Source organism: Pseudomonas sp. TWRC1-2, from assembly GCF_049896685.1.
GTDB lineage: Bacteria > Pseudomonadota > Gammaproteobacteria > Pseudomonadales > Pseudomonadaceae > Aquipseudomonas.
Genome location: NZ_JAFCUU010000001.1, coordinates 92,101 through 114,940, shown reverse-complemented (window position 1 = coordinate 114,940; position 22,840 = coordinate 92,101). Strand labels below are relative to the sequence as shown.

Sequence of the window (22,840 nt, the reverse complement as noted above, 5' to 3'; positions counted from 1 at the left end):
TTGTTATGACAATGGTGGAAACACGTGGCTTTGCCTGACGCCGATTTTGATTACGAAACCTGTCTGCTGGCCTGCGCCCGCGGGAATCAACGCGCCTTGCGCCAGCTCTATGAGCAGGACAGCAGCCGTTTGCTCGGCGTGGCTTTTCGCATTGCCAGGGACAAATCCCTGGCCGAAGACATCGTGCATGACGCGTTTATCAGGATCTGGCGTGGCGCCGGCAGTTTCGACCGCAACCGTGGCTCGGCGCGCGGCTGGGTGTTCAGCGTGACCCGGCATCTGGCGCTCAATGCCGTGCGCAATCACTACCGCGAAGCCCCCCTGGGCGACGCGCACGAGCACGTCGCCACAACCGACACCTTTGAATTCGCTTCGCGCTCGGGGCAGGTCCACGCCTGCCTGGAGCAGCTCGACCCGGCCCGTCGCGCGTGCATCCTGCATGCCTACGTCGACGGCTATTCCCACAGCCAAATCGCACAGAAACTGGACACCCCGCTGGGGACCGTCAAAGCCTGGATCAAACGCAGCCTCGCTGCGCTGCGGGAGTGCATGGCATGAGCAACCCTCTGGACGAACTGGCTGGCGAATACGTGCTGGGCACCCTGCCCGCCGCGCAACGCTCCGAGGTTGAGCAGCGCTTGTCCGAGGATGCCGAGTTGCGCGCGGCGGTGGACGCATGGGAGCAGCGCCTTTTGCCGCTGACCGCATTGGCCGAACCGGTGCCCCCTTCTGCCCAGCTGTGGCGGCGCATCGAGCGCACCGTCACGCCCGCCGACACCCGCGCCGACCTGCACACACCGTGGTGGAACCTGCTGGCGCTATGGCGCGGTTTGGCCGGCGCGGGGCTGGTGGCGACGTGGGTACTGGCGACGCTGCTGCTGACCCGCCCGCCCACTGCTGAACCCACTTTTGTGGTGGTATTGGTGGCGCCGCAAAGCCAGGCTCCGGGTTGGGTGATCCAGGCCAGCAATACTCAGCAGATCCAGTTGATTCCATTGGGTGTGATGCAAGTGCCTGCCGACAAGGCGCTGCAGTTCTGGACCAAGGCGGATGGCTGGCAAGGCCCGGTGTCGCTGGGGTTGGTCAAGCCAGGCCAGACGCTGTCGGTGCCGCTGGACAAACTGCCGCCACTGGCGCCCAACCAATTGTTCGAGCTGACCCTGGAAGACCCGAATGGCTCGCCGACCGGCAAACCCACCGGACCGATCCAGGCGATCGGCCGCGCCGTCAAGGTGCTCTGATCAGCCGACGCTGGGCAACCACAGCCGGAACCGTGCCCCGCCCAAGGGTGACGCCTGGGCCGTTAACGTGCCGCCCTGGGCCTCCATCGCACGCCGGCTGATGGCCAGGCCGAGGCCGAAGCCTCCGGTGGCGCGGTCGCGGCTGCGGTCCAGGCGATAGAAAGGTTCGAAGATCCGCTCACGCTGGTCTAGCGGAATGCCGATGCCATCGTCATCCACCCAGATCTCACAACCCTTGGCACACACCTTGACGCCCACCTGAATGCGCTTGTCGCAATAGCGCGTGGCATTGCGCAACAAGTTTTGCAGCGCGCGGGCGGTGAGGCGCGGGTCGAGGCTGAAGCGCTCCACCGCGCAATCAAGCGCCACGTCGATGACAATCTCGGGGTTTTCCAGCTCGTCATCGACGCTGCCCAGCACGCTGTCGACAAACTCGTCGAGCACCACGTCCACTCGCTCCGGCAGTTGCGCCGGGTTTTGCAGACGGCTGTAGGACAGCAATTCCAGCACCAGCTCGTCCAGCTCACGAATGTGCGCCACCAGGCTTTGCAGGCGCTCGCGGCTGGCTTGGGGCAAGTCTTCGGACAACGCCAGCGCCAGGCCGAAATCCAGGCGGGTCAGCGGCGTGCGCAGTTCATGGGAGACCGCATTGAGCAGGTCGCGCTGTTGATTGAGCAGGCGCTCGATATCGTCGGCCATGGTGTCGAACACCGACGCCAGGCTGCCAATGTTTGAACTGGGCGGAATCTGCGTGCGCTCGCCCAGGTTGCCCTTGCCCAGTTGTGCGGCGGTGCTTTTCAGGCGCTCCAGGTCACGCCAGTGCGGACGCAGCCAAAACAGCAGGCAAGCCAGCAGCGCGGCGCCGATCAGCACGTTCATCGACCAGTACAGCAGGTTCATGTCCATCGGGTCGGGGGGAATCGTCAGCTTGACCGCAAACTGCTGGTTGACCGGCGAACTGATTTCTTCCATCCAGCCCCATTCGCCAAGGCGGATCACCGGCTTGCCCTGCTCCAGCAGCTTTTCTTCGGCGGGCGTGTAGCTGGCGTCCTGGCGCAACAGCAGTTTGACTTTCAGCGGCGCGAAGTCGCGGCCCAATTGCTCGGTCACCTGGGACCAGCGCTCAACCGGCGCGCGCAGGTATTGTTTGACGATGAGCGTCTGCAGGCCACGGGTCTGCTCGACGTTGTAGTCCATGTAACGGTGTTCGAACAGCTGGATCACCAACCGGGGAATCAGAAAGATCGCCGCACTAAAGGTGATGATGGTGATCAGGTAGAGGCGCAGCAGGACACGAAACATGGATCAGCATTCCCACTCGGAACGGCTGAACAGGTACCCCTTGCCCCACACGGTCTTGATCTTGCGCGCCTCGCCCGCGTGATCGTCGAACTTGCGGCGCAGCTTGGAGATGGCCACGTCCACCGAGCGGTCGGTGCCGTTGAACTCGATACCGCGCAGGCGCTGCAGGATCTGGTCGCGGCTGAGCACTTCACCGGCGTGCCGGGCCAGCACCACCAGCAAGTTGTATTCACCGCTGGACAGCTCCACGGCCTGCTCGCGCCAGCTCACGGTGCGCTCCGACAGGTCGATGCACAGGTTGCCCATGACGATCTGGTCGTTGGCCGCCTGAGGTTCGGACAGGCTGCTGCGGCGCAGCAAGGTGCGCACACGGGCGAGCAGCACGCGCGGCTCGCAGGGTTTGGTGACATAGTCGTCGGCGCCCATTTCCAGGCCCAGCACCTGGTCGTGACTGTCGTCGCGCGCAGTGAGCATCAGGATCGGCAAGCCTGCCGAGTCTGCGCGCAGCAAGCGGCACACCTGCAGGCCATCGAGGCCGGGCAACATCAGGTCGAGGATCACCAGGTCCGGCGGGTTGAGGCGCGCGCGTTCGCGTACGTGGTCGCCACGGCTGAGCACGCTGACATGGTAGCCATTGCGCTCCAGGTAGCTGGCAATCAGCTCGGAGAGTGCGGCGTCGTCTTCCACCAGGAGGATGTTGGGCATGGTGTTTCCAAATAATGCAGTTCATCAGGTATACAGAAACCCAATGTGGGAGCGGGCTTGCTCGCGAAAGCGGTGGTTCAGTGGATAGATTTATTGGCTGATCCACCGCCATTAGGGGCAAGCCCCCTCCCACATGTGATCTTTGCTGTTTGCAGGATTGTGCAAGGATATACGCCCTCAGGCGACTATGGGTCGCACCTTACATTTCTTCACAGACGAGCTACACAGCTTCACAGCACCACGGCGCAGGTGTCTTTAGGATGCGCCAGTCAATATTGGGATATGAGCATGTCGAAGAATCTGTTTGCGCCGTTTTGCCTGCTGGCCCTGGCGCTCGCCCTGAGCGCGTGTGACCAGTCGGCGGACGAGGCGCCGCAAATGCCCCTGGCCAAAGTGCGCATCGAGACCCTGCAGGCCAAGCCCCTGTCGATCACCAGTGAACTGAGCGGGCGGATCGCCGCGCCGCGTATTGCCGAAGTGCGCGCGCGGGTGGCCGGTGTGGTCATGCAGCGCGTGTTCAAGGAAGGTCACGACGTGAAACAGGGCGACGTGCTGTTTCGCATCGACCCGGCCCCGTTCAAAGCCGACCTGGACAGCGCCCAGGCCAACCTGAGCAAGGCGCAGGCCAACGCGTTCCAGGCGCGCCTGCAAGAGCAGCGCTACAGCCAGTTGGTCGAGGGCAACGCCATCAGCGGCCAGGACTACGACAATGCCCGCGCTGCCGTGCGCCAGACCAACGCCGAAGTCGCCGCCAACAAAGCCGCCGTCGAGCGCGCCAAACTCAACCTGGGCTACGCCACCGTGACCGCGCCGATCTCCGGGCGCATCGGCCGCGCGCTGGTCACCGAGGGCGCGCTGGTCGGGCAAAACGAAGCCACGCCGCTGGCGATCATCCAGCAACTGGACCCGATCCACGCCGACCTGACCCAGTCCACCCGCGAGTTGAACGACCTGCGCCGGGCCTTCCGTGCCGGCAGCTTGAAGCAGGTCGGCCAGGACCAGGCCAAGGCCACGCTGATCGAGGACGACGGCAGCCTGTACCCGCTGCCAGGCAAATTGCTGTTTGCCGAAATCAGCGTCGACCCCGGCACCGGGCAGATCATCCTGCGCAGCGAGTTCCCCAACCCGGACCTCGACCTGTTGCCCGGCAGCTTTGTACGCGTGCGCCTGGAACAGGCGGTGGACAAACAAGGCATCAGCGTGCCGCAACGCGCCATTACCCGCGACAGCGCCGGCATCCCGATGGTGCTCTTGCTGGACGCCGAACAGGTCGTCAGCCAGCAACCGGTGGAGCTTGGCGCAGTGATCGAGGATCGCTGGATCGTCAGCAACGGCCTCAAGCCCGGTGACCGCATCATCGTCGAAGGCCTGCAACACGCACGCCCCGGTGAAAAAGTCGAAGTGGACGACAGCCCTGCGCCGAATGCCCAGGCCTCGGTCCGCTAAGCAAAGGAATACCTGACAATGCCGCAGTTCTTTATTGACCGCCCGATCTTCGCCTGGGTGGTTGCCCTGTTTATCTTGCTGGCCGGCGCGCTTGCGATCCCGCAGCTGCCGGTGGCTCAGTACCCCAACGTCGCGCCGCCGAAGGTGGAAATCTACGCGGTGTACCCGGGCGCCTCGGCCCAGACCCTGGACGAAAGCGTGGTCAGCCTGATCGAGCAGGAGCTCAACGGCGCCGATCACCTGCTGTATTTCGAGTCCCAAAGCAGCCTGGGCTCGGCGACCATCACCGCGACGTTCCAGCCGGGCACCGACCCGGAAATGGCCCAGGTCGATGTGCAAAACCGTCTGAAGGCGGTAGAGCCGCGCTTGCCGCAAGCCGTGACCCAGCAAGGGTTGCAGGTGGAGAAAGTGTCTGCCGGGTTCCTGCTGCTGGTGACATTGACCTCCAGCGACGGCAAGCTCGATGACGTGGCGCTCAGCGATTACCTGGCGCGCAACGTGATGAACGAGCTCAAGCGCATCGAGGGCGTGGGCAAGGCGCAGCTGTATGGCGCCGAGCGTGCGATGCGTATCTGGATCGACCCGCAGAAACTGATTGGCTTCAACCTTACGCCCGCCGACGTCAACGCCGCGATCAGCGCACAGAATGCGCAGGTCTCGGCGGGCAGCATCGGTGATTTGCCGGGCACCAGCACCCAGGAAATCACCGCCGCCATTCTGGTCAAAGGCCAACTGTCGACGCCGGCGGAGTTCGCCGACATCGTGCTCAAGGCCAACCCGGACGGCTCCACCGTGCGCATCGGCGATGTGGCGCGGGTGGAAATCGGCAGCCAGGAATATCAGTTTTCCACGCGCCTGAACGGCAAGCCGTCCACCGCCGTCAGTGTGCAGCTGTCGCCAGGTGCCAACGCGCTGAGCACCGCAACGCTGGTGCGGGCGAAGATGGACGAGCTGTCGCGCTACTTCCCGGCCAATGTGGAGTACAAGATCCCGTACGACACCTCGCCCTTCGTCAAAGTCTCGATCACCAAGGTGGTTTACACCTTGCTGGAAGCCATGGCGCTGGTGTTTGCGGTGATGTTCCTGTTCCTGCAGAACGTGCGCTACACGCTGATCCCGACGCTGGTGGTGCCAATCGCGCTGATGGGCACGTTCGCCACCATGCTGTTGCTGGGGTTTTCGATCAACGTGCTGACCATGTTCGGCATGGTGTTGGCCATCGGCATTCTGGTGGACGATGCGATTGTGGTGGTCGAAAACGTCGAGCGCATCATGGCCACCGAGGGCCTGTCGCCCAAGGAGGCTACGCGCAAAGCCATGGGCCAGATCACCGGGGCCATCGTCGGCATCACCTTGGTGCTGGTCGCGGTGTTCCTGCCGATGGCCTTTATGCCGGGCTCGGTGGGCGTGATTTACCAGCAGTTCTCGCTGTCGATGGCCACCTCGATTCTGTTCTCGGCGTTCCTGGCTTTGACCCTGACCCCGGCCCTGTGCGCCACGTTGCTCAAGCCGATTGCCAAGGGCGAACACCACGCCAAGCGCGGTTTTTTCGGTTGGTTCAATACGCGTTTTGAACGCCTGACCGACCGCTATGAAGGCTGGGTGGCCTACGCCCTCAAACGCAGCGGCCGTTACCTGCTGATCTATCTGGTGCTGCTGGTGGGCCTGGGCTGGATGTTCAGCCGCCTGCCCTCCTCGTTCCTGCCCGTGGAAGACCAGGGTTACACCATCACCGACATCCAGCTGCCACCGGGTGCGAGCAAGAACCGCACGGTGCAGGTGGCCGAGCAGATCGAGGCGCATAACGCCCAGGAGCCTGGGGTGGGCGATACCACCATGATCATGGGCTTCAGTTTCTCTGGCTCCGGGCAGAACGCGGCGCTGGCGTTCACCACGCTCAAGGACTGGTCCAAACGCAGCAGCGACGATTCGGCGGCGGCAATTGCCGACCGCGCCAACGCCGCGTTCAGCGAGCTCAAGGATGCGATTGCCTATGCGATCCTGCCGCCGCCGGTAGATGGCCTGGGCACCTCCAGCGGTTTCGAGTTCCGGTTGCAGGACCGTGGCGGTGTCGGCCATGCCGCCTTGATGGCGGCGCGTACTGAGCTGCTGGCGGCCGCCGAGAAAAACCCGATTCTGGTCAACGTGCGTGAAAGCGCCCTGGCCGAGGCGCCGCAAGTGCAGTTGGAAGTGGACCGCAAGCAGGCCAATGCACTGGGGGTTTCCTTTGCTGACGTCGGTAATGTGTTGTCTTCAGCCATCGGCTCGGCCTACATCAACGACTTCCCCAACCAGGGCCGTATGCAACGGGTGGTGGTGCAGGCCGAAGGCGATCAGCGCAGCCAGGTGGCGGATTTGTTGAAGATCAATGTGCGCAACAACGCCGGCAAGATGGTGCCATTATCGGCATTTGTCGAAGCCAAATGGACCCAGGGCCCGGCGCAGCTGACCCGCTACAACGGCTACCCCGCCATCGCCATCAGCGGCGAAGCGGCGCCAGGGCACAGCACGGGTGAAGCCATGGAAGAAATCCAGCGCCTGGTCAGCCAGCTGCCCGCAGGGCTGGGCCAGGAATGGACCGGTTTGTCGCTGCAGGAGCGTTTGTCCGGCTCCCAGGCGCCGTTGCTGTTGGGCCTGTCGCTGCTGATCGTGTTCCTGTGCCTGGCGGCGCTGTATGAGAGTTGGTCGATCCCGACCTCGGTGTTGCTGGTGGTGCCGCTGGGCGTGCTCGGCGCGGTATTGGCGGTGAGTTTGCGCGGCATGCCGAACGACGTGTTTTTCAAGGTCGGCTTGATCACCATCATCGGCTTGTCGGCGAAGAACGCGATCCTGATCATCGAATTCGCCAAGGACTTGTATGAGCAAGGCGAGGACCTGATCGACGCCACCTTGAAAGCGGCGCGCCTGCGTTTGCGGCCGATCATCATGACGTCGCTGGCGTTTATCCTCGGCGTGGTGCCCCTGGCGATTGCCACCGGTGCCAGCTCCGCCAGCCAGCAGGCCATTGGCACCGGGGTGATCGGCGGGATGATCACCGCAACACTGGCAGTGGTGTTTGTGCCGGTGTTCTTTGTGGTCGTCATGAAGTGGGTGCGCAAGCGTCCATAACCCGTCCGAAAATGCGCTATGGTGCTCACAACCTCTCTTGTTGTGAGCACCTATGGCCTTCCTCGCCCGCACCCACCCTCGCCTTTCATCCGCCGCCGTACTCGGCCTTGCCGTGGGCATTCTGGCGCCTGCCGATACGCTGATCAGCAAAATCCTCATCGGCTGGAACGCCGGCGTCTGGACCTACCTGCTGCTGATGCTATGGCTGGCGACCCGTGCTCGCGCCGACGACGTAAAACGCATCGCCGAGATTGAAGACGAAAACGCCGGGCTGGTGCTGTTCATGGTGTGCATCGCGGCAATTGCCAGCCTTGCGACCATCACGGTGAACCTGGTGGGCAGCAAAGACCTCGACAGCACAGCGCGCCTGCTGCATTACGGCTTTACTGGCATGACCGTGGTCGGCTCATGGTTGTTGACCGGGGTGATTTTCAGCGTGCACTACGCGCGCCTTTTCTACACCTGGGAGGGCGAGGAGCCGGCATTGCGGTTTGCCGAAGGCTTGCGCAACCCCAACTATTGGGACTTCCTGTACTTCTCGTTCACCATCGGCGTGGCGGTGCAAACAGCCGATGTGGGCGTGGCCACGCGCGGTCTGCGCAAAGTGGTGCTCGGCCAGTCGTTGATCGGGTTTCTGTTCAATACAGCGATTCTGGGTTTTTCGATCAACATTGCCGCAGGCTTGTTCAGTTAGGCCCAGCGCGCTGATCAGATGGGCGAAAAAAAGGGGAAGCCAAAGCTTCCCCTATCCACGTGCACACGTACTTTAGAAGGCGTACTGCAACCCTGCAGTTGCGCCCCAAGGCATGTCGTACGCCTTGCCTTTGCTGTGACTGACTTCGGCATGCAGGCTAAGGTTTTTCGACAACGAAACAGCCATACCGCCCGCGACCTCGACGCTCGCGCCCGAGAGGTTGTTATTAAACCTCTGATCGTTGATGTATACCCGGTTGTCCGGGCTGAAATCACGCGCCGCCGCCGTGCGCAGGTACGGCTGCAGAATGCTGCCGCTGTCCAGCTGGACATTTTTGCCCAGGGTGACCCCCACTTTGCCGATGGCTGACGTGGCACGATCGCTCTTTGCCTTCAGGCCGTTGTCCATGGTGTAGTTGGCGCCGCCAATGGCGGCGATGGACAACTGGGCAAACGGTTCAACATACAGGCCCTCATCATCGAGCTTGATGTTTCTGCCCACCTCGGCAGATGCGCTCACCGCGTCTTGCGTGTATTTGCCTTTGGCACGTTGGCCGTCGCTCATGTTGACCTGGCTTTGGCCTTTGAGTTTGTTGACCTTGCCCACCAGGTCGACGTACACGCCGCTTTCTTCATCCAGCCAGGTTGCATAGGTACCCAGGTAGTAGCTGTTGACCATACCGCTGCTGCCACGGCTCAGGCCCAGGGTTGAGTTGCTGTAACCGCCCATGACACCCAGCGTCCACTGGCCATCACCCGCATCCAGCGCCGTATCGGCACCGATGGTCAGGCCGGTCTGGTTCTGTGAGTAGCCCACGCCGTTGCTGTTGGCCGCCACGTCAATCTTGTTGCCGTAGCCGCGCATCCACAGGCCCTGGCTCTTGCCCTGGCCAAAACGGACTTCGCCCATGCGGGTGCGCAATATGCTCGACTCACCCACCAGTACCGCAGGTGCAGCGTTGGCCAATGCCAGCACGGCTTTGGCGCTGGTACTGGTGCCCTTTTTCTCGGTATCCAGGTACCAGTCGGTGCCTTCCTGCTTGAGCCCATATTCGAAAGCGCCGACATCGACGGTATCGCCCACCAGCCCGAACCGGGCGCCGCCGCTTTCGGTGTGTACCACTTTGATGGCCTCACCGGTGGCCAACTCCGAGCCACTGGCGCCAATCAACAGCTGGTGATTACCTTCGGCGTTGCCATTGACATTCAACAGGTCGGTCTCGCCGGTGTTGAAGTTGGTGTGCATTTTGAACGTGCCGTTACCGGTCAGGTTATTGGTGTTCAGTTGGAAGAATTGGCCCGGGGCGCCAAAGACTACGTTGCCGCCACCCATTTTCAGGGTGTTGACCTGGCTGTCACCCACCAGCACCCACTGGGCATTGCTGTTGACATCGAGTTGCTCGACATTGCGCAACTGGCCAGTGAGCGAGGCATTGTTGTTGAGTTGCACCATGCCCGTGCTGCCCGCGCCAATGACCACGTCGCCGGTCAACTGGCTGTTGTCGACGAACAGGTTGGCGCTGGAGTTATTGTCCACTTGAAGCAGCACACCATTACCGCTGAGCAGGTTCGAACCGTTGAGAACCTGGATATCAGCCTTGGTGCTGTTGGTGAGCGGCGGATTGACCAGGATGGCTGAGCCGCTTTTGCCCTGAACCACGGAATTATCCAGGATCAAGGAGTTGGTCCGCGTCAGATCCCCCTCCATGCGCATATTGACGCCGTTCACCCCGCCAGTAATAAGGCTGTTATTGCGCGCCACAGCGTCGGCATTAAGCAGTACCAAACCTATACCTGTCGCAGCCGTAGCGTCGACGCGGGCATTGTCCAGGTTCACCGTGCCGTAGCCGGCGGCAGAAATACCGCGAGTTGCACCGATAACACTGCTGTCTTTTACCGTGAGGGATGAACCATCCGTGCCGCCTGTCGTTCGGGTGACACTCACCCCCCAACCCGTGGCATTGGTGACCGTACTGTTATTGGTGATTAATGCACTGCTGTTACCCGCGACCGAAATGGCCTGGGTGATCGTGGGGCGCGCCGTTACCTGGGAGTTATCAACGACCACTTTCGATTGCAGTCGGGCTTCGATATCTAACGTTTTGCTGCCCGGCTCCAGCGTCAAACCGGCGTTAACCATTTGAATCTGCCGGGTCGTCGCACCGTGCGCAATCAAGCTTGATCCGCCAGACAGCACATAGTTATCAAGCGGCGTAGCGGCCGATATCGACGTATTGGGCAAAATGACTTGTGTTTGCGCGTGCGCAGTGGGAGCAACCAGGAACATTAAGGTGACGGCCGGGGCTGACAACGCAAGGCTCAAGGGTGTTGGTTTGAAGTTAAATACTGCCGACATATAATGAACCTCTAGTTCCTGCACGAAACAATAGGGCGGGTTCCAAATCTGGTGGGACCCAGCCCATTAAGCGGCGCCATGATTGACGAGCACTCGCTTAAAATCTGTAGGATTTCTCCCAATCAATCTGATAAAAATCAACAGCTGCTGTGGGGCTGCGGCGCCCTCTGTGCCTTTAAAGGAATCAATACAAAGTTGGGAGTACCAAAGAGGATGCCGCCCCTCTTTGGTAACTACCCCTGTATTTAAAACTAAGCAGGCACCACGCCGCCGGCGCAATAGTTGGAACTTCCCGTGCCAGGACGGAAACCCCGCACACGATAATTGGCGGGAAGCGAAGGCACTGTTTGCCCCAGATATTGAGTATCAAAGGTTACTGTTGCCGAACCTTGGGTCAACAACGAGCGGTTGGCGTTGATCGGGTTAAACAAGACCGTAGAACTTACGTCAAATGTAAGGTCCCATCCAATACTGGCAGCCGAGGCGTCGGGCACTGTAAAAGTTCGAGACTCGGTGACCACGGACGGTGGTGTCTGGGTATTATTCTGGAACCCGACGAACGTCACGTTTATAAGTTGCCCCGCGCTCAAATAATCCGAGCCTGGAATATGAATGACCAGTCTGCCACTGTTAATCGGCCTCAGCGTGTCGCAGTTCAGCGTACCGGTATTATTAAGGACTCTCGGCGCTTCCATTCGCAAAATGACAGAGTCGACGATCACCGTTGTATTGACCGACACACTCGGGTTTGCACTGGCCGCCGACGTGATGGTGTAAGACGCCAACTGCGTAGGGCCGCCCAAGTTTCTGATGTCACTGAAGGGAATGGTGAAATCCACGAACCCACTGGCAGGCAGGGTCACGACATTCTGCGCTTGCAGACGGCCACCATAATTCAAGGTCACTGTGAACGGCAGTGAGTCGGCGGGCAATGCGGGCGTCGTCCACAATGGGATCCGAGCCCTTGCTGCCAGATTTACGTCATCAGCCTCCAGATGGTTATCAGGCCCGAATGTGCCCCCGGCGCGCATCGCCTGGACCACCACTGGCGACAGGTTGGGATTCAAGTTCCCAGGCCCCACGATCACCGGCCCCACAGGCCCAACGATAGACAGGTCAAGATCGAACGGTGTTTCCAAAGGCGGCGTCGGATAGGTGGTTGCGCCGCGACGCACGACGTACGAAGCCGTCACAGGCACCCGGTTCTTGCCGGGGGTTTGAGGCCCGTACAGCGTATCCACATTGGCCGCAGTGAACAGAGCCGGCACCGGGAATGCAGTAGTGCCCAGCGCCACCGTGACCGGAATTGAGGCGAACGCTGAGCTCAGCGTGACGACGATTTCATCTGTAGGGCGCAGCGCATTCGTGTAGCTGGGAACCAGCACTCGCACGCCGCCTCCCGACACCACATCAGCACGGTCAATCAGGCCGTCGCCGGGCACTGCCAGTTCAACCGTTGGCGCAGAAAACTCGGTGGGCAATGGCGCCTGTGCCAGGTCTGCCAAATCCAGGCTGTACGAGAGCTCGGAGGGGTTGCCGGCCACGTCAAACAGGCGGTAGCGCATACTGAAATTGCCCCTGCGTTCAGCCGCGACAACACTTGCCGGCAACGGAAGCGTCAGGGGCACAGCCGGATCAATCCGGAATTTTGTTTCCGGGTTAGGCGGCGCAAACGCGTAAGGCTTATCCGAAGAGCCGAAAAACATTTCGACGTAATCGCCATCGGATAACCCGTTTTGCGCATCATAGGGAATCGGAAACAGCGCCGTCTGGTTTGGCTGACTCTGAATATAGGCAAGGTCCAGAGGCCCGACCAAGCCCACCGGCAGCGAGGGTTCCGGCGGATTGACGCGGGGGCGGTCGTAGGGAGACGTCTCGTCGACGACCAGCAACTGCGGGACTGAAAAGTTATCGACGCCCGAGTCGGCGATGAGCACCCGGTACCTGACCAAATACACACCAGGGGGACGATAGGCTTGCGGTATTGCCACCGGCACTGGATCGGGTTGACTTGTCAATCGGCGTTGAAACCGGGTGCTGCTGGAGCCGAAATAGGCATCTTCGGCCTCTACATCCAAACCACTCAGATCCAGGTACGGAGCAATCTCGACAGTTAATACATCCATCGCCGCAGGGTCGGTACTTGCGCCGTCCCACAGGGGAATATTCAAGTTGGTGGACTGTCCTTTTGAAGCCGCACGCGTCAGCAACCCCGTGTATCCAATCACTTGGTCAGCAAACACGCCAAGTTGAAATCTTTCGGGCGTGTAATCGGAGGGCGCCCTAGGTACAAAAGCATCTATGATTTGTCTGTTTGTAAGTTCCATTATCTTGCTCCGGACAGTTGAACCGCTAAGACCAAAATGCGCTTCGCCAAGTGAATAAACTTTGTTTATCCACCACGAAGCCTTACCGTAAAAAGCCAAATACCTAATGCACACATGACACACACCGATGATTCAACCCGACACGATTCCATTCGCAGAACAATACCGACCTGTACCGTAGGTCAAATCAACTCTGACTCGCCCCGGGAGTGACTCGCCAACTTTCACACCCTCACGCCATACTTCATAACTACCGGTCGCCGATCCGTACTTGCGCACCGGCAGCAGCGTCATATCAAACGAATCCAGAACAATAACTGCACCGGCGACTGTATGTGCGGTCTCCCATAACAGTGACCGAGTGACGACAACGCTTGTATTTAATGTGCTCCAGTTATTCTCATTGAAGCCTTGCCACACAAACTTGACCATGTCGCCCACCCGTAACGCGGGGTTGGGCGTTATTAACCATCGCACGCCATCTTTCAACATTGACCAGGGCACACCGTTAACCGGGTTGGTTTGCGAACTGCAGGTCAAGTAACCATTGGTCAGCGTGTGCTGTATAACCGGTGCAGGCAGTGGGACAAGCTGGGTATTCACATTGGTAACGGGGGAGCGTTGCTCGTTAAAGCCGTTCGTGGTGATGTAATGCACCGCGTACACCGCGCCAGTGCCGCCACTGATCACGGACCACGGCACATCGCTGAAAAACACCCAGCTACCGGCACTATCAGCGGCGCTCACAGCATAGGTGGCCACCGGGCCCACCCCATTCCAGTACAGGCTCAGCGAGTCGCCCACACGGGGCGTATCAAACAGCCGCACTCGCACGCGCACGGGGTAACCTCGGTCCGCATCAACCAGTGTGTTGGTGCCTGTGCGGCCCACAATTTCCACCGGCGCCAATGTCGGGTTCAGCAATGCCGGTGCATTGGCGTGATCCTGGCCGGCGATCGTCAGGTTCACATTGACGGAAAGCGACTTGGACGACGTCGGCAAAGGGTTGAGCCCGTAGATTTCGTAGCGCACCGCTACGGTCTGTGCCGCCAGAACCGGACTCGGCCCCCTGAGTACCGTCCAGGGGATGTCCACGTCGAATGGCAATTGCGTCACCAGGCGGCGCGTGGTTGGCCGGTCATCCCAATACACAATCACTTCATGCCTGGCCGCGGCGGACCAGCCCGGGTAGCTGTCTATGCGCACGAACACCCCGCCGCCTTCATCCACGCGAGCGTCATTGCGCTTGATCAACTCATCGTTGTAGATCGGAGGACGAATGCTCGGCGCGGGCAGCCCCAGGGACAGCACAAAAGGCAGCCCGCTGCTCAACGTGCTGAAATTGCCGGCCTCGTCATAAATTCGATAGAACAGGTACCCAGGGCCATTGTTCAGGTCGCGAAACGCATCTGAATTCAAGGTTGCCGTGGGGGGCGTGGTGCTGAAATTTACCAGCGAGCCACCGTCCGCCAGCTTCAACGGCGGCGCGGGCGAATTGGATAAAAAGAATTCAATACGGTCATTGGGCGCCCCGATGTTGTAGACCGGAATGTAAAAAGCCGTGGGCTGATTGTCGGCCAAATACTGAGCGTTGATCGCCGGCTCTGGCGGCACGACGAAGCGTGCCATGTCCGTCGGGGCGATCAATTTTGGCGGTTCCAGGTCGATCGTGATCGTCACTGGCAAACTGGTGCTCTGCCCGCCGACGTTGCGGACGGTGTAGTAAAGGCGTGCAATTCGAGTGCGGCTGCGCAGGTTGAGCATGCTGATTTCACGCTCAAAAAACGCCGGAATATCCGGTGGTGGCGGCCCGATCAGGAACCGGTCGAGAAGCCTGATGCCATCATCGCTCTCCCACCAAAGTTCACACGTATGCACCGGATCTGCCGGGTCACCCGGGACAGCAGGCGTTGGCATCGGCTCCCAGGCGGGGATCTGCACCTTCAACGGGCTGAGCAGCAGTTGCAGCGGCACAACCCCTCTGCCGTCGGCGGTCACAACACCTGGGACCGTAACGGGATCCAAGCCGTCGCCAATGACAGCCAGTTTGGTTAAAGGCCGGGAACGCGTGTAGGGCTTTCGGATAGTTGACATGTTCCGGCCTCAGGAAAAGTTTCAGCACGGCGAGTCACGAGAGCAAGGTCTTCGCGCCTGCCATGGAAAAATTAAACGCCTAAAGCCTGCGCACGGATACTGTCAGAACTAACAGGTAGGCCCATCCACTCGTCGTTTTTTTCAGCGTTGTGCACGCGTATATTTCTAAATATTCCTTGACGAAAGGCGCCGCCTGGCATTTTATGAAACCGGTTTCAGAGCCTGTCTCAGGCGGTGAAACGGCTAACTCCAATAAGAAAGGCCCGTAATCGTGACTCCATTTTCCGCCGCCCAGCGCAGCCGCGTGACCATGCTTGACGTTGCCGAGCGCGCCGGTGTGTCCAAAGCCAGCGTGTCGCGTTTTATCGGTGATGACCGGGCCCTGCTCTCCGACGCCATTGCGCAGCGTATCGAACAGGCCATCAGCGAACTTGGCTACCGCCCCAACCAGATGGCCCGTGGTTTGAAACGTGGGCGCACACGCTTGATCGGCATGCTGGTGGCCGATATCCGCAACCCCTATTCCATTGCCGTGATGCATGGCGTCGAAACCGCCTGCCGCAAGCACGGCTACAGCCTGGTGGTGTGCAACACCGACCGCGATGACGAGCAGGAGCGCCAGCATTTGGCAGCCCTGCGCTCGTACAACATCGAAGGGCTGATCGTGAACACCCTCGGCCATCACCTTGACCAACTGCTGCAACTGCAGCAGGAAATGCCGCTGGTGCTGGTGGACCGCAAGGTCGAGCCATTGCACAGCGACCTGGTGGGGCTGGACAACGCCGCAGCGGTGCGCATCGCCGTCGAACATTTGCAACAGCAGGGTTATCGCGACGTGTTGCTGGTCAGCGAAGCCGCCGATGGCACCAGCTCACGCCTGGAGCGCCAGGCCAGTTTCAAGGCCGAGATCGCCAGCCGCCCAGGGCTGACCGGCGCCGTACTGGAACTGGACGACGCGCTGCAAAGCCGCTTGCAAGCCTTCCTTGCCACGCCCGGCCCGAAAGCGCTGTTCTGCGCCAACGGTATTGCCGCGCTGGCCTGTACCCGTGCGCTCAAGGCTTCAGGCTGCCGGCTGTTTGAGGATGTCGGCCTGATCGCCCTGGATGATCTGGACTGGTACCCGCTGGTGGGCAATGGCATTACCGCCCTCGCCCAGCCTACTGAAGCGATCGGCGCCAGTGCCTTCGACTGCCTGCTCAAACGCCTGCGCGGCGATGACGCGCCGACGCGCACCCTGGATTTTTTGCCGGAATTAATCATCCGTGGTTCCACACAATCCCTTGTGGGAGCCGGCTTGCCTGCGATGGTGGTTTACCAGGCGAAGCCTTAGTCGCCTGACACACCGCCATCGCCGGCAAGCCCGCTCCCATATTGTTTTGCGTATAAAAATGAAACCGGTTTCAGAGGTAAACAACAATGCACAAATACCCCGTCTCCATCAGCCTTTCCAGCTACGGCGCCGAGCTCGTTCGCCAACAGGGCCAACTGAGTTTTGTCGACGTGCTGAGCGCTGCCGGCGCCCAACGCATCGAATGGCGTGAAGAACTGCTGACCACCGAACACCCGGCCACACTGGCCCAGGCTGCGGCCGCGCATGGTCTGGAATCGGTGTACTCCTCGCCGCTGGAACTGTGGGTCGCCGGCCGCGCCCAGCCCAACCCCGAGCTGAATGACACCCTCGACCGCGCCCAGGCATTCGGCGCGCGCTGGCTGAAAGTCTCCCTCGGCTACTTCACCGACACCAACGACCTGCAAAGCCTGCACGCCCTGCTCAACCGGCACCCGGTGCAACTGCTGGTGGAAAACGACCAGACCCTGCACGGCGGACGGATCGAGCCAATGCAGCGGTTCTTCACCGAGGTCGAGCGCCTGGGCCTGCCCGTCAAAATGACGTTCGACATCGGCAACTGGCAATGGCAGGACCAGTCCGCCCTCACCGCGGCACGTTTGCTCGGTCGGCACGTGGATTACCTGCACTGCAAGGCCGTGGCCCGGCGCCAGGATGGCAAGCTGGTGGCCCTGCCGCCCGGCGCCACCGACCTGCATCTGTGGGAACAACTGCTCAAGCATATGACTCAAGGTATTACCCGGGCCGTGGAATTCCCGTTGCAGGGTGATGACCTGATCGAGGTCACCGCGCAGCAGGTCGCCGCCCTCGCCGTCCTTGGCCAACCGCGTGCGGAGAATGCCCATGTCTGAGATCGATATCCTGTCGTTTGGTGAAACCATGGCGATGTTTGTCGCCGAGCAGACCGGCGATCTGGCCCAGGTGGCTCAGTTCCACAAACGCATTGCCGGCGCCGACAGCAATGTCGCCATTGGCCTGTCGCGTCTGGGGTTCAATGTGGCCTGGCTGAGCCGCGTGGGGAATGATTCCCTCGGGCGTTTTGTGGTCGACACCCTGAAAAAGGAAGGTCTGGATTGTCGGCATGTGGCGGTCGATCCCCTGCACCCCACCGGCTTTCAGTTCAAGTCCCGCGAAGAGGCCGGCGCAGACCCTCAAGTGGAATACTTCCGCAAAGGCTCGGCGGCCAGCCACCTGTCCATCGCCGCCATCAGCCCCACGCTGCTGCAGGCGCGTCACCTGCACGCCACCGGCATTCCGCCGGCGTTGTCCGAGGCCACCCGTGAGCTGTCCCGCGAGCTGATGACACAGATGCGCAAAGCCGGGCACAGCGTGTCGTTCGACCCCAACCTGCGCCCATCGTTATGGGCCAGCCAGGCGCAGATGATCGCCGAAATCAACGCCCTTGCCGCCATGGCGGATTGGGTCTTGCCGGGTTTGAGCGAAGGTCGCTTGCTCACAGGCTTTGAAGACCCGGCCGACATCGCCGCGTTCTACCTCGACCAGGGCGCCGAGGCCGTGGCCATCAAGCTCGGGCCGGACGGCGCCTATTACCGCACCCAGATGGACCAGGGCTTCGTTGCCGCCGTGCCGGTGGAAAAAGTCGTCGACACCGTCGGCGCCGGCGATGGTTTTGCCGTCGGCATGATCAGCGCCCTGCTGGAAAACCTCAGCTTCCCCGAAGCGGTACAGCGCGGCAACTGGATCGGCAGCCGCGCCGTGCAGAGCCGCGGCGACATGGAAGGTTTGCCCACCCGTGCGGAGTTACCCACTCGATCCGTTGCATGACTTACACCCTGTTGCCACAACTACAACAAGCTCAGGAGCAACTCCATGGATACCTTGAAACTCGCCACCCGCCGCTGGTGGTACATCATGCCTATCGTGTTTATCACCTACAGCCTGGCGTACCTGGACCGCGCCAACTACGGCTTCGCCGCCGCCTCCGGGATGGCCGAAGACCTGATGATCACCCCCGGCATGTCCTCGCTGCTGGGCGCGCTGTTCTTCCTCGGCTACTTTTTCTTCCAGGTGCCGGGGGCGATCTACGCGCAAAAACGCAGCGTTAAAAAGCTGATTTTTGTCAGCCTGATCCTCTGGGGCGGCCTTGCCACCCTGACCGGCGTGGTGTCCAACGCCTACATGCTGATCGCCATTCGCTTCATGCTCGGGGTGGTCGAAGCCGCCGTGATGCCGGCGATGCTGGTGTACCTGTGCCACTGGTTCACGCGGGCCGAACGCTCGCGCGCCAACACCTTCCTGATCCTCGGCAACCCGGTGACCATGCTGTGGATGTCAGTGGTGTCGGGCTATCTGGTGCAGCATTTCAGCTGGCGCTGGATGTTTATCATCGAAGGCATACCGGCGGTGATCTGGGCGTTTATCTGGTGGAAGCTGGCGGATGAAAAACCCGCCGACGCCAAGTGGCTGAGTGAGCAGCACAAAAAAGACCTGGAAAGCGCGCTGGCCGCCGAGCAAGTCGGAATCAAGGCGGTGAAGAACTACGCCGAGGCCTTCCGCTCGCCCAAGGTGATCATCCTGGCGCTGCAGTTTTTCTGCTGGAGCATCGGCGTTTACGGCTTTGTGCTGTGGCTGCCGTCGATCCTCAAGGCCGGCCTGCAAATGGACATGGTCGAAGCCGGCTGGCTGTCGGCGTTGCCTTACCTGGCGGCGGTGATCGGCATGCTCGCGGTGTCCTGGGGCTCGGACAAACTGCAAAAACGTAAACGTTTTGTGTGGCCACCGCTGCTGATTGCCTCCATTGCGTTCTACGCCTCCTACGCGTTGGGCGCCGAACACTTCTGGTGGTCCTACAGCCTGCTGGTCATCGCCGGCGCCTGCATGTATGCGCCCTACGGGCCGTTCTTTGCCATCGTGCCGGAGATCCTGCCGGCCAACGTCGCCGGCGGTGCCATGGCGCTGATCAACAGCATGGGCGCGCTGGGCTCGTTCGGCGGTTCGTACCTGGTGGGTTACCTCAACAGCACCACCGGTTCGCCTGGCGCTTCGTACCTGCTGATGAGCGGTGCGCTGATGCTGTCGGTGGTGTTGACGATTTTCCTCAAGCCCGGCGCCAGCGACCGTGAACGCGCGCCGATGCCGACCCTTGGATTGAAGGTAAAAACCCGATGAAAAAGTCTGTCGTTTTATACAAGAAACTCTCTGCGCCCTTGATGGCCCGCCTGCACGAGCAGGCCGACGTCACGCTGATCGAAGCCCTCGACGAACCCGGCCTGGCCAAGCTGCGCGAGGCCTTGCCCCGCGCCCAGGGCCTGCTGGGTGCCAGCCTGCGCCTGGACGCCAAGCTGCTCGACCTGGCGCCACACCTTGAAGCGGTGGCCAGTGTCTCGGTGGGTGTCGACAACTACGACATCGACTACCTGACCCAACGCGGCATCCTGCTCAGCAACACGCCGGACGTGCTCACCGAAACCACCGCCGATACCGGTTTTGCGCTGATCCTGGCCACGGCGCGCCGGGTGGTGGAGCTGGCCGACATGGTGCGTGCTGGCCAATGGAGCAAGAACATCGGCCCGTCCCATTTCGGCACCGACGTGCATGGCAAAACCCTCGGCATCATCGGCATGGGCCGCATCGGCGAAGCATTGGCCCAACGCGGGCACTTTGGTTTTGGCATGCCGGTGATCTACCACAGCCACTCGCCCAAGCCGTTGGTGGAAGAACGCTTTGGCGCGCAGTACCGCAGCCTGGTGGATTTGCTCAAGGAAGCTGACTTTGTCTGCCTGACCTTGCCGCTGACTGCCGAAACCGAGAAGCTGATCGGCGCTGAAGAGTTTGCACTGATGGGCCCGGAGACGATCTTTATCAACATCTCGCGCGGCAAAGTGGTGGACGAGGCGGCGCTGGTTCAGGCGCTGCAGCAACGCACGATTCGGGCAGCGGGTTTGGATGTGTTCGAGCGTGAGCCGTTGAACCACGACTCGCCCCTGTTGCGCTTGAACAATGTGGTGGCCACGCCGCACATCGGCTCGGCGACCCATGAAACACGCGAAGCGATGGCTAAATGTGCGGTGGACAACCTGCTGGCGGCGCTGGCCGGCGACCGCCCGAAAAACCTGGTGAACCCGGCTGCCTGGAAACACTGATTCCTGAGCCTTGCACAGACCCAAAGTGGGAGCTGGCTTGCCTGCGATGCAGACCCCTCGGTACATCAGGCGTACCCAGTGGATGCCTTCGCAGGCAAGCCAGCTCCCACATGTGACCGAGTACACCCGCTACCTGGTGCACTGCACTTTAAAAGGTGGGAGCGGGCTTGCTCGCGATGGCGGTGGGTCAGTGCCCAATGTGCAAACTGACACACTGCATTCGCGGGCAAGCCCGCTCCCACATTGACCGTGCTCATCCAACGTAGCTTGCTGTGTAAACCCAATCTCTGTGGGAGCCGGCTTGCTCGCGATGGCGTTGGGTCAGTGCCGCATGTGCAATCCGACACACTGGATTCGCGGGCAAGCCCGCTCCCACATTTGGATCACCGACACATTCAAGTCAGCGCAAGGCCCGGCGCAGCACTTTGCCGACGGTGGTCTTGGGCAGCTCGGCAGTGCGGAACTCCACATACCGCGGCACTTTGTACCCCGTCAGGTATTCGCGGCAATGGGCGAGGATCTGCTCCTGCGTGAGGTTCGGGTCCTTGCGCACCACGATGATCTTCACCCTTTCTCCGGTGACGCCATCTTCCACGCCGACCGCCGCCACCTCACCCACGCCCGGGTGCATGGCCACCACGTCTTCGATTTCATTCGGGTACACATTGAAGCCCGATACCAGAATCATGTCTTTCTTGCGGTCCACCAGGCGGATGTAGCCGCGCTCGTCCATCACGCCGATATCACCGGTCGACAGCCAGCCCTCGGCATCCAGCACCTCGGCGGTTTCCTTGGGGCGCTTCCAGTAACCCTGCATCACCTGCGGCCCGCGCACTTGCAGTTCGCCTTGCTCACCGGTGTCGGCCAGTTCACCGTCCTCGCGGATAAAACGCACCCAGGTCGAGGGCAGCGGCACGCCAATGCTGCCGGTGAACTCCATCTCGCGCATGCGGGCGATATTGATCGGGCTGATGCTCACCACCGGCGAGCACTCGGTAAGGCCATAGCCCTCGATGATCGGCAGCCCGGTGACTTCTTTCCAGCGCTTGGCCACCGCCGTGTGCGTAGCCATGCCGCCGGCGATCACCAGGCGCAGGGCGGAAAAGTCGCGCGCGCAGAACGCTTTGTTTTCGAGCAAGCCATTAAACAGCGTGTTGACCCCGGCAATGCCGTTGAAGCGCTCCTTGCGCAGGATCATCTGCACGCGTTTCACATCACGCGGGTTGGCGATCAGGATGTTGCGCCCGCCCAGGCACATGAACATCAGACAGTTCACCGTCAGCGAAAAGATGTGGTACAGCGGCAGTAAGGTGACGTTGGTTTCCTGCTGGTCCTGGTCCAGCTGGTCGCCGACCCAGGCCTTGGCCTGCAACAGGTTGGCGATGATATTGCGGTGGCTGAGCATCACACCCTTGGCGTCCCCGGTGGTGCCGCCGGTGTATTGCAAAAAGGCCAGGTCGTCGAGGTTCATGGCCACCGGGAAGTGATTCAGCGCCCGCCCCTGTTTCAGCACCCGATTGAAGCGCACCGCGCCGGGCAGGTTAAAACCGGGCACCTGCTTTTGCACACTGCGCAGGATGAAATTCATCGCCGCGCCCTTGAAGGTGCCCAGCAAGTCGCCAATGGCCGCCACCACCACGCGCTTGACGCTGCTGCCGGCCACGACCTTTTCCAGGGTATAGGCGAAGTTTTCGAAGATCACCACGGTTTCGGCGCCGCTGTCCTTGAGCAGATGCTTGAGCTCATGGGAGGTGTACAGCGGGTTGACGTTGACCACCACCGCGCCGGCCAGGATGGTGCCCAACAGGCAGATCGGGTACTGCAAGCAGTTGGGCATCATCAAGGCCACGCGGTCGCCCTTCTTTACGCCCTGACCCTGCAGCCACGCGGCAAACGCGATGCCTTGCACCCGCCAGTCGGCATAGGTCATTTCGGTGCCGATGCTGACGTAAGCGACGCGCTCGCGAAATTTCTCCAGGTGCTCAAGGAACACCTCGCGCAGCGACGGGTACTCCTCGATACCGGCCTCGATGTCCGCCGGCACGCCGGGCAGGTAAGCGTTCAACCAGATCCGTTCGGTACGTTCCAGGCTTACAGCGTTCATGGCAGTCTCCTTG

16 protein-coding genes are annotated in these 22,840 nt (G+C 61.1%); 10 read left to right on the top strand and 6 right to left on the bottom strand.

The features are described from left to right. Positions 1-30 precede the first annotated feature (30 nt). Together ACP7B3_RS00555 and ACP7B3_RS00550 are read left to right on the top strand one after the other, a co-directional pair. A complete protein-coding gene (locus tag ACP7B3_RS00555) occupies positions 31-558 on the top strand; it encodes a sigma-70 family RNA polymerase sigma factor (protein ID WP_426178075.1) in 528 nt (175 codons plus the stop codon). After that, positions 555-1,241, top strand: coding sequence for an anti-sigma factor (locus tag ACP7B3_RS00550; RefSeq protein ID WP_426177207.1), 687 nt, complete (start codon positions 555-557; stop codon positions 1,239-1,241). The genes ACP7B3_RS00555 and ACP7B3_RS00550 overlap by 4 nt, the downstream gene beginning before the upstream one ends. Here ACP7B3_RS00550 and ACP7B3_RS00545 read toward each other — a convergent pair whose 3' ends face one another. Then, the gene (locus ACP7B3_RS00545) at positions 1,242-2,543 is read right to left on the bottom strand and encodes an ATP-binding protein (RefSeq protein WP_242197208.1); all 1,302 of its coding nucleotides are present in this window, start codon (positions 2,541-2,543) and stop codon (positions 1,242-1,244) included. It abuts the gene before it with no gap. Positions 2,544-2,546: 3 nt separating this feature from the next. After that, a complete protein-coding gene (locus ACP7B3_RS00540) occupies positions 2,547-3,248 on the bottom strand; it encodes a response regulator transcription factor (RefSeq protein ID WP_145165677.1) in 702 nt (233 codons plus the stop codon). Positions 3,249-3,536: 288 nt separating this feature from the next. Here ACP7B3_RS00540 and ACP7B3_RS00535 point away from each other — a divergent pair, with 288 nt between their 5' ends. Genes ACP7B3_RS00535 through ACP7B3_RS00525 form a run of 3 tightly spaced genes read left to right on the top strand, consistent with a single transcriptional unit; the run spans position 3,537 to position 8,496 of the window. Continuing rightward, the gene (locus ACP7B3_RS00535; protein WP_426177204.1) at positions 3,537-4,694 is read left to right on the top strand and encodes an efflux RND transporter periplasmic adaptor subunit; all 1,158 of its coding nucleotides are present in this window, start codon (positions 3,537-3,539) and stop codon (positions 4,692-4,694) included. An 18-nt stretch (positions 4,695-4,712) separates the two neighbouring features. Beyond that, positions 4,713-7,802, top strand: a complete 3,090-nt coding sequence (locus tag ACP7B3_RS00530; RefSeq protein ID WP_426177202.1) for a multidrug efflux RND transporter permease subunit — start codon at positions 4,713-4,715, stop codon at positions 7,800-7,802. A gap of 52 nt (positions 7,803-7,854) precedes the next feature. Next, a complete protein-coding gene (locus ACP7B3_RS00525; RefSeq protein ID WP_106577860.1) occupies positions 7,855-8,496 on the top strand; it encodes a DUF1345 domain-containing protein in 642 nt (213 codons plus the stop codon). Positions 8,497-8,568: 72 nt separating this feature from the next. Here the strand turns inward: ACP7B3_RS00525 and ACP7B3_RS00520 are convergent, their stop codons facing one another. From ACP7B3_RS00520 to ACP7B3_RS00510, 3 genes are all read right to left on the bottom strand, one after another. After that, on the bottom strand, positions 8,569-10,851 hold the full coding sequence (locus ACP7B3_RS00520; RefSeq protein ID WP_369302323.1) for an autotransporter outer membrane beta-barrel domain-containing protein: 2,283 nt from the start codon (positions 10,849-10,851) through the stop codon (positions 8,569-8,571). Positions 10,852-11,102: 251 nt separating this feature from the next. Then, on the bottom strand, positions 11,103-13,178 hold the full coding sequence (locus ACP7B3_RS00515; RefSeq protein WP_242197221.1) for a hypothetical protein: 2,076 nt from the start codon (positions 13,176-13,178) through the stop codon (positions 11,103-11,105). 132 nt (positions 13,179-13,310) lie between these two features. Next, complete coding sequence (locus ACP7B3_RS00510) at positions 13,311-15,272, bottom strand: hypothetical protein (RefSeq protein ID WP_426177199.1); 1,962 nt, start codon at positions 15,270-15,272, stop codon at positions 13,311-13,313. Between the two features lie 271 nt (positions 15,273-15,543). On the opposite strand from ACP7B3_RS00510, the gene ACP7B3_RS00505 reads away from it, so the two are divergent. From ACP7B3_RS00505 to ACP7B3_RS00485, 5 genes are all read left to right on the top strand, one after another. Next, positions 15,544-16,602 carry a LacI family DNA-binding transcriptional regulator gene (locus ACP7B3_RS00505; protein ID WP_426177197.1) on the top strand — a complete coding sequence of 353 codons (1,059 nt, stop codon included), beginning with the start codon at positions 15,544-15,546 and terminating at the stop codon, positions 16,600-16,602. A gap of 86 nt (positions 16,603-16,688) precedes the next feature. Continuing rightward, complete coding sequence (locus ACP7B3_RS00500; RefSeq protein ID WP_416363635.1) at positions 16,689-17,471, top strand: sugar phosphate isomerase/epimerase family protein; 783 nt, start codon at positions 16,689-16,691, stop codon at positions 17,469-17,471. After that, on the top strand, positions 17,464-18,405 hold the full coding sequence (locus tag ACP7B3_RS00495) for a sugar kinase (RefSeq protein ID WP_262206573.1): 942 nt from the start codon (positions 17,464-17,466) through the stop codon (positions 18,403-18,405). The genes ACP7B3_RS00500 and ACP7B3_RS00495 overlap by 8 nt, the downstream gene beginning before the upstream one ends. Before the next feature lie 45 nt (positions 18,406-18,450). After that, positions 18,451-19,749, top strand: coding sequence for an MFS transporter (locus ACP7B3_RS00490; protein WP_106577856.1), 1,299 nt, complete (start codon positions 18,451-18,453; stop codon positions 19,747-19,749). Next, a complete protein-coding gene (locus ACP7B3_RS00485) occupies positions 19,746-20,723 on the top strand; it encodes a 2-hydroxyacid dehydrogenase (RefSeq protein ID WP_262206574.1) in 978 nt (325 codons plus the stop codon). Before ACP7B3_RS00490 ends, ACP7B3_RS00485 begins: the two co-directional genes overlap by 4 nt. Before the next feature lie 400 nt (positions 20,724-21,123). Here the strand turns inward: ACP7B3_RS00485 and ACP7B3_RS00480 are convergent, their stop codons facing one another. After that, on the bottom strand, positions 21,124-22,827 hold the full coding sequence (locus tag ACP7B3_RS00480; RefSeq protein WP_426177194.1) for an AMP-binding protein: 1,704 nt from the start codon (positions 22,825-22,827) through the stop codon (positions 21,124-21,126). Positions 22,828-22,840: the final 13 nt, after the last annotated feature.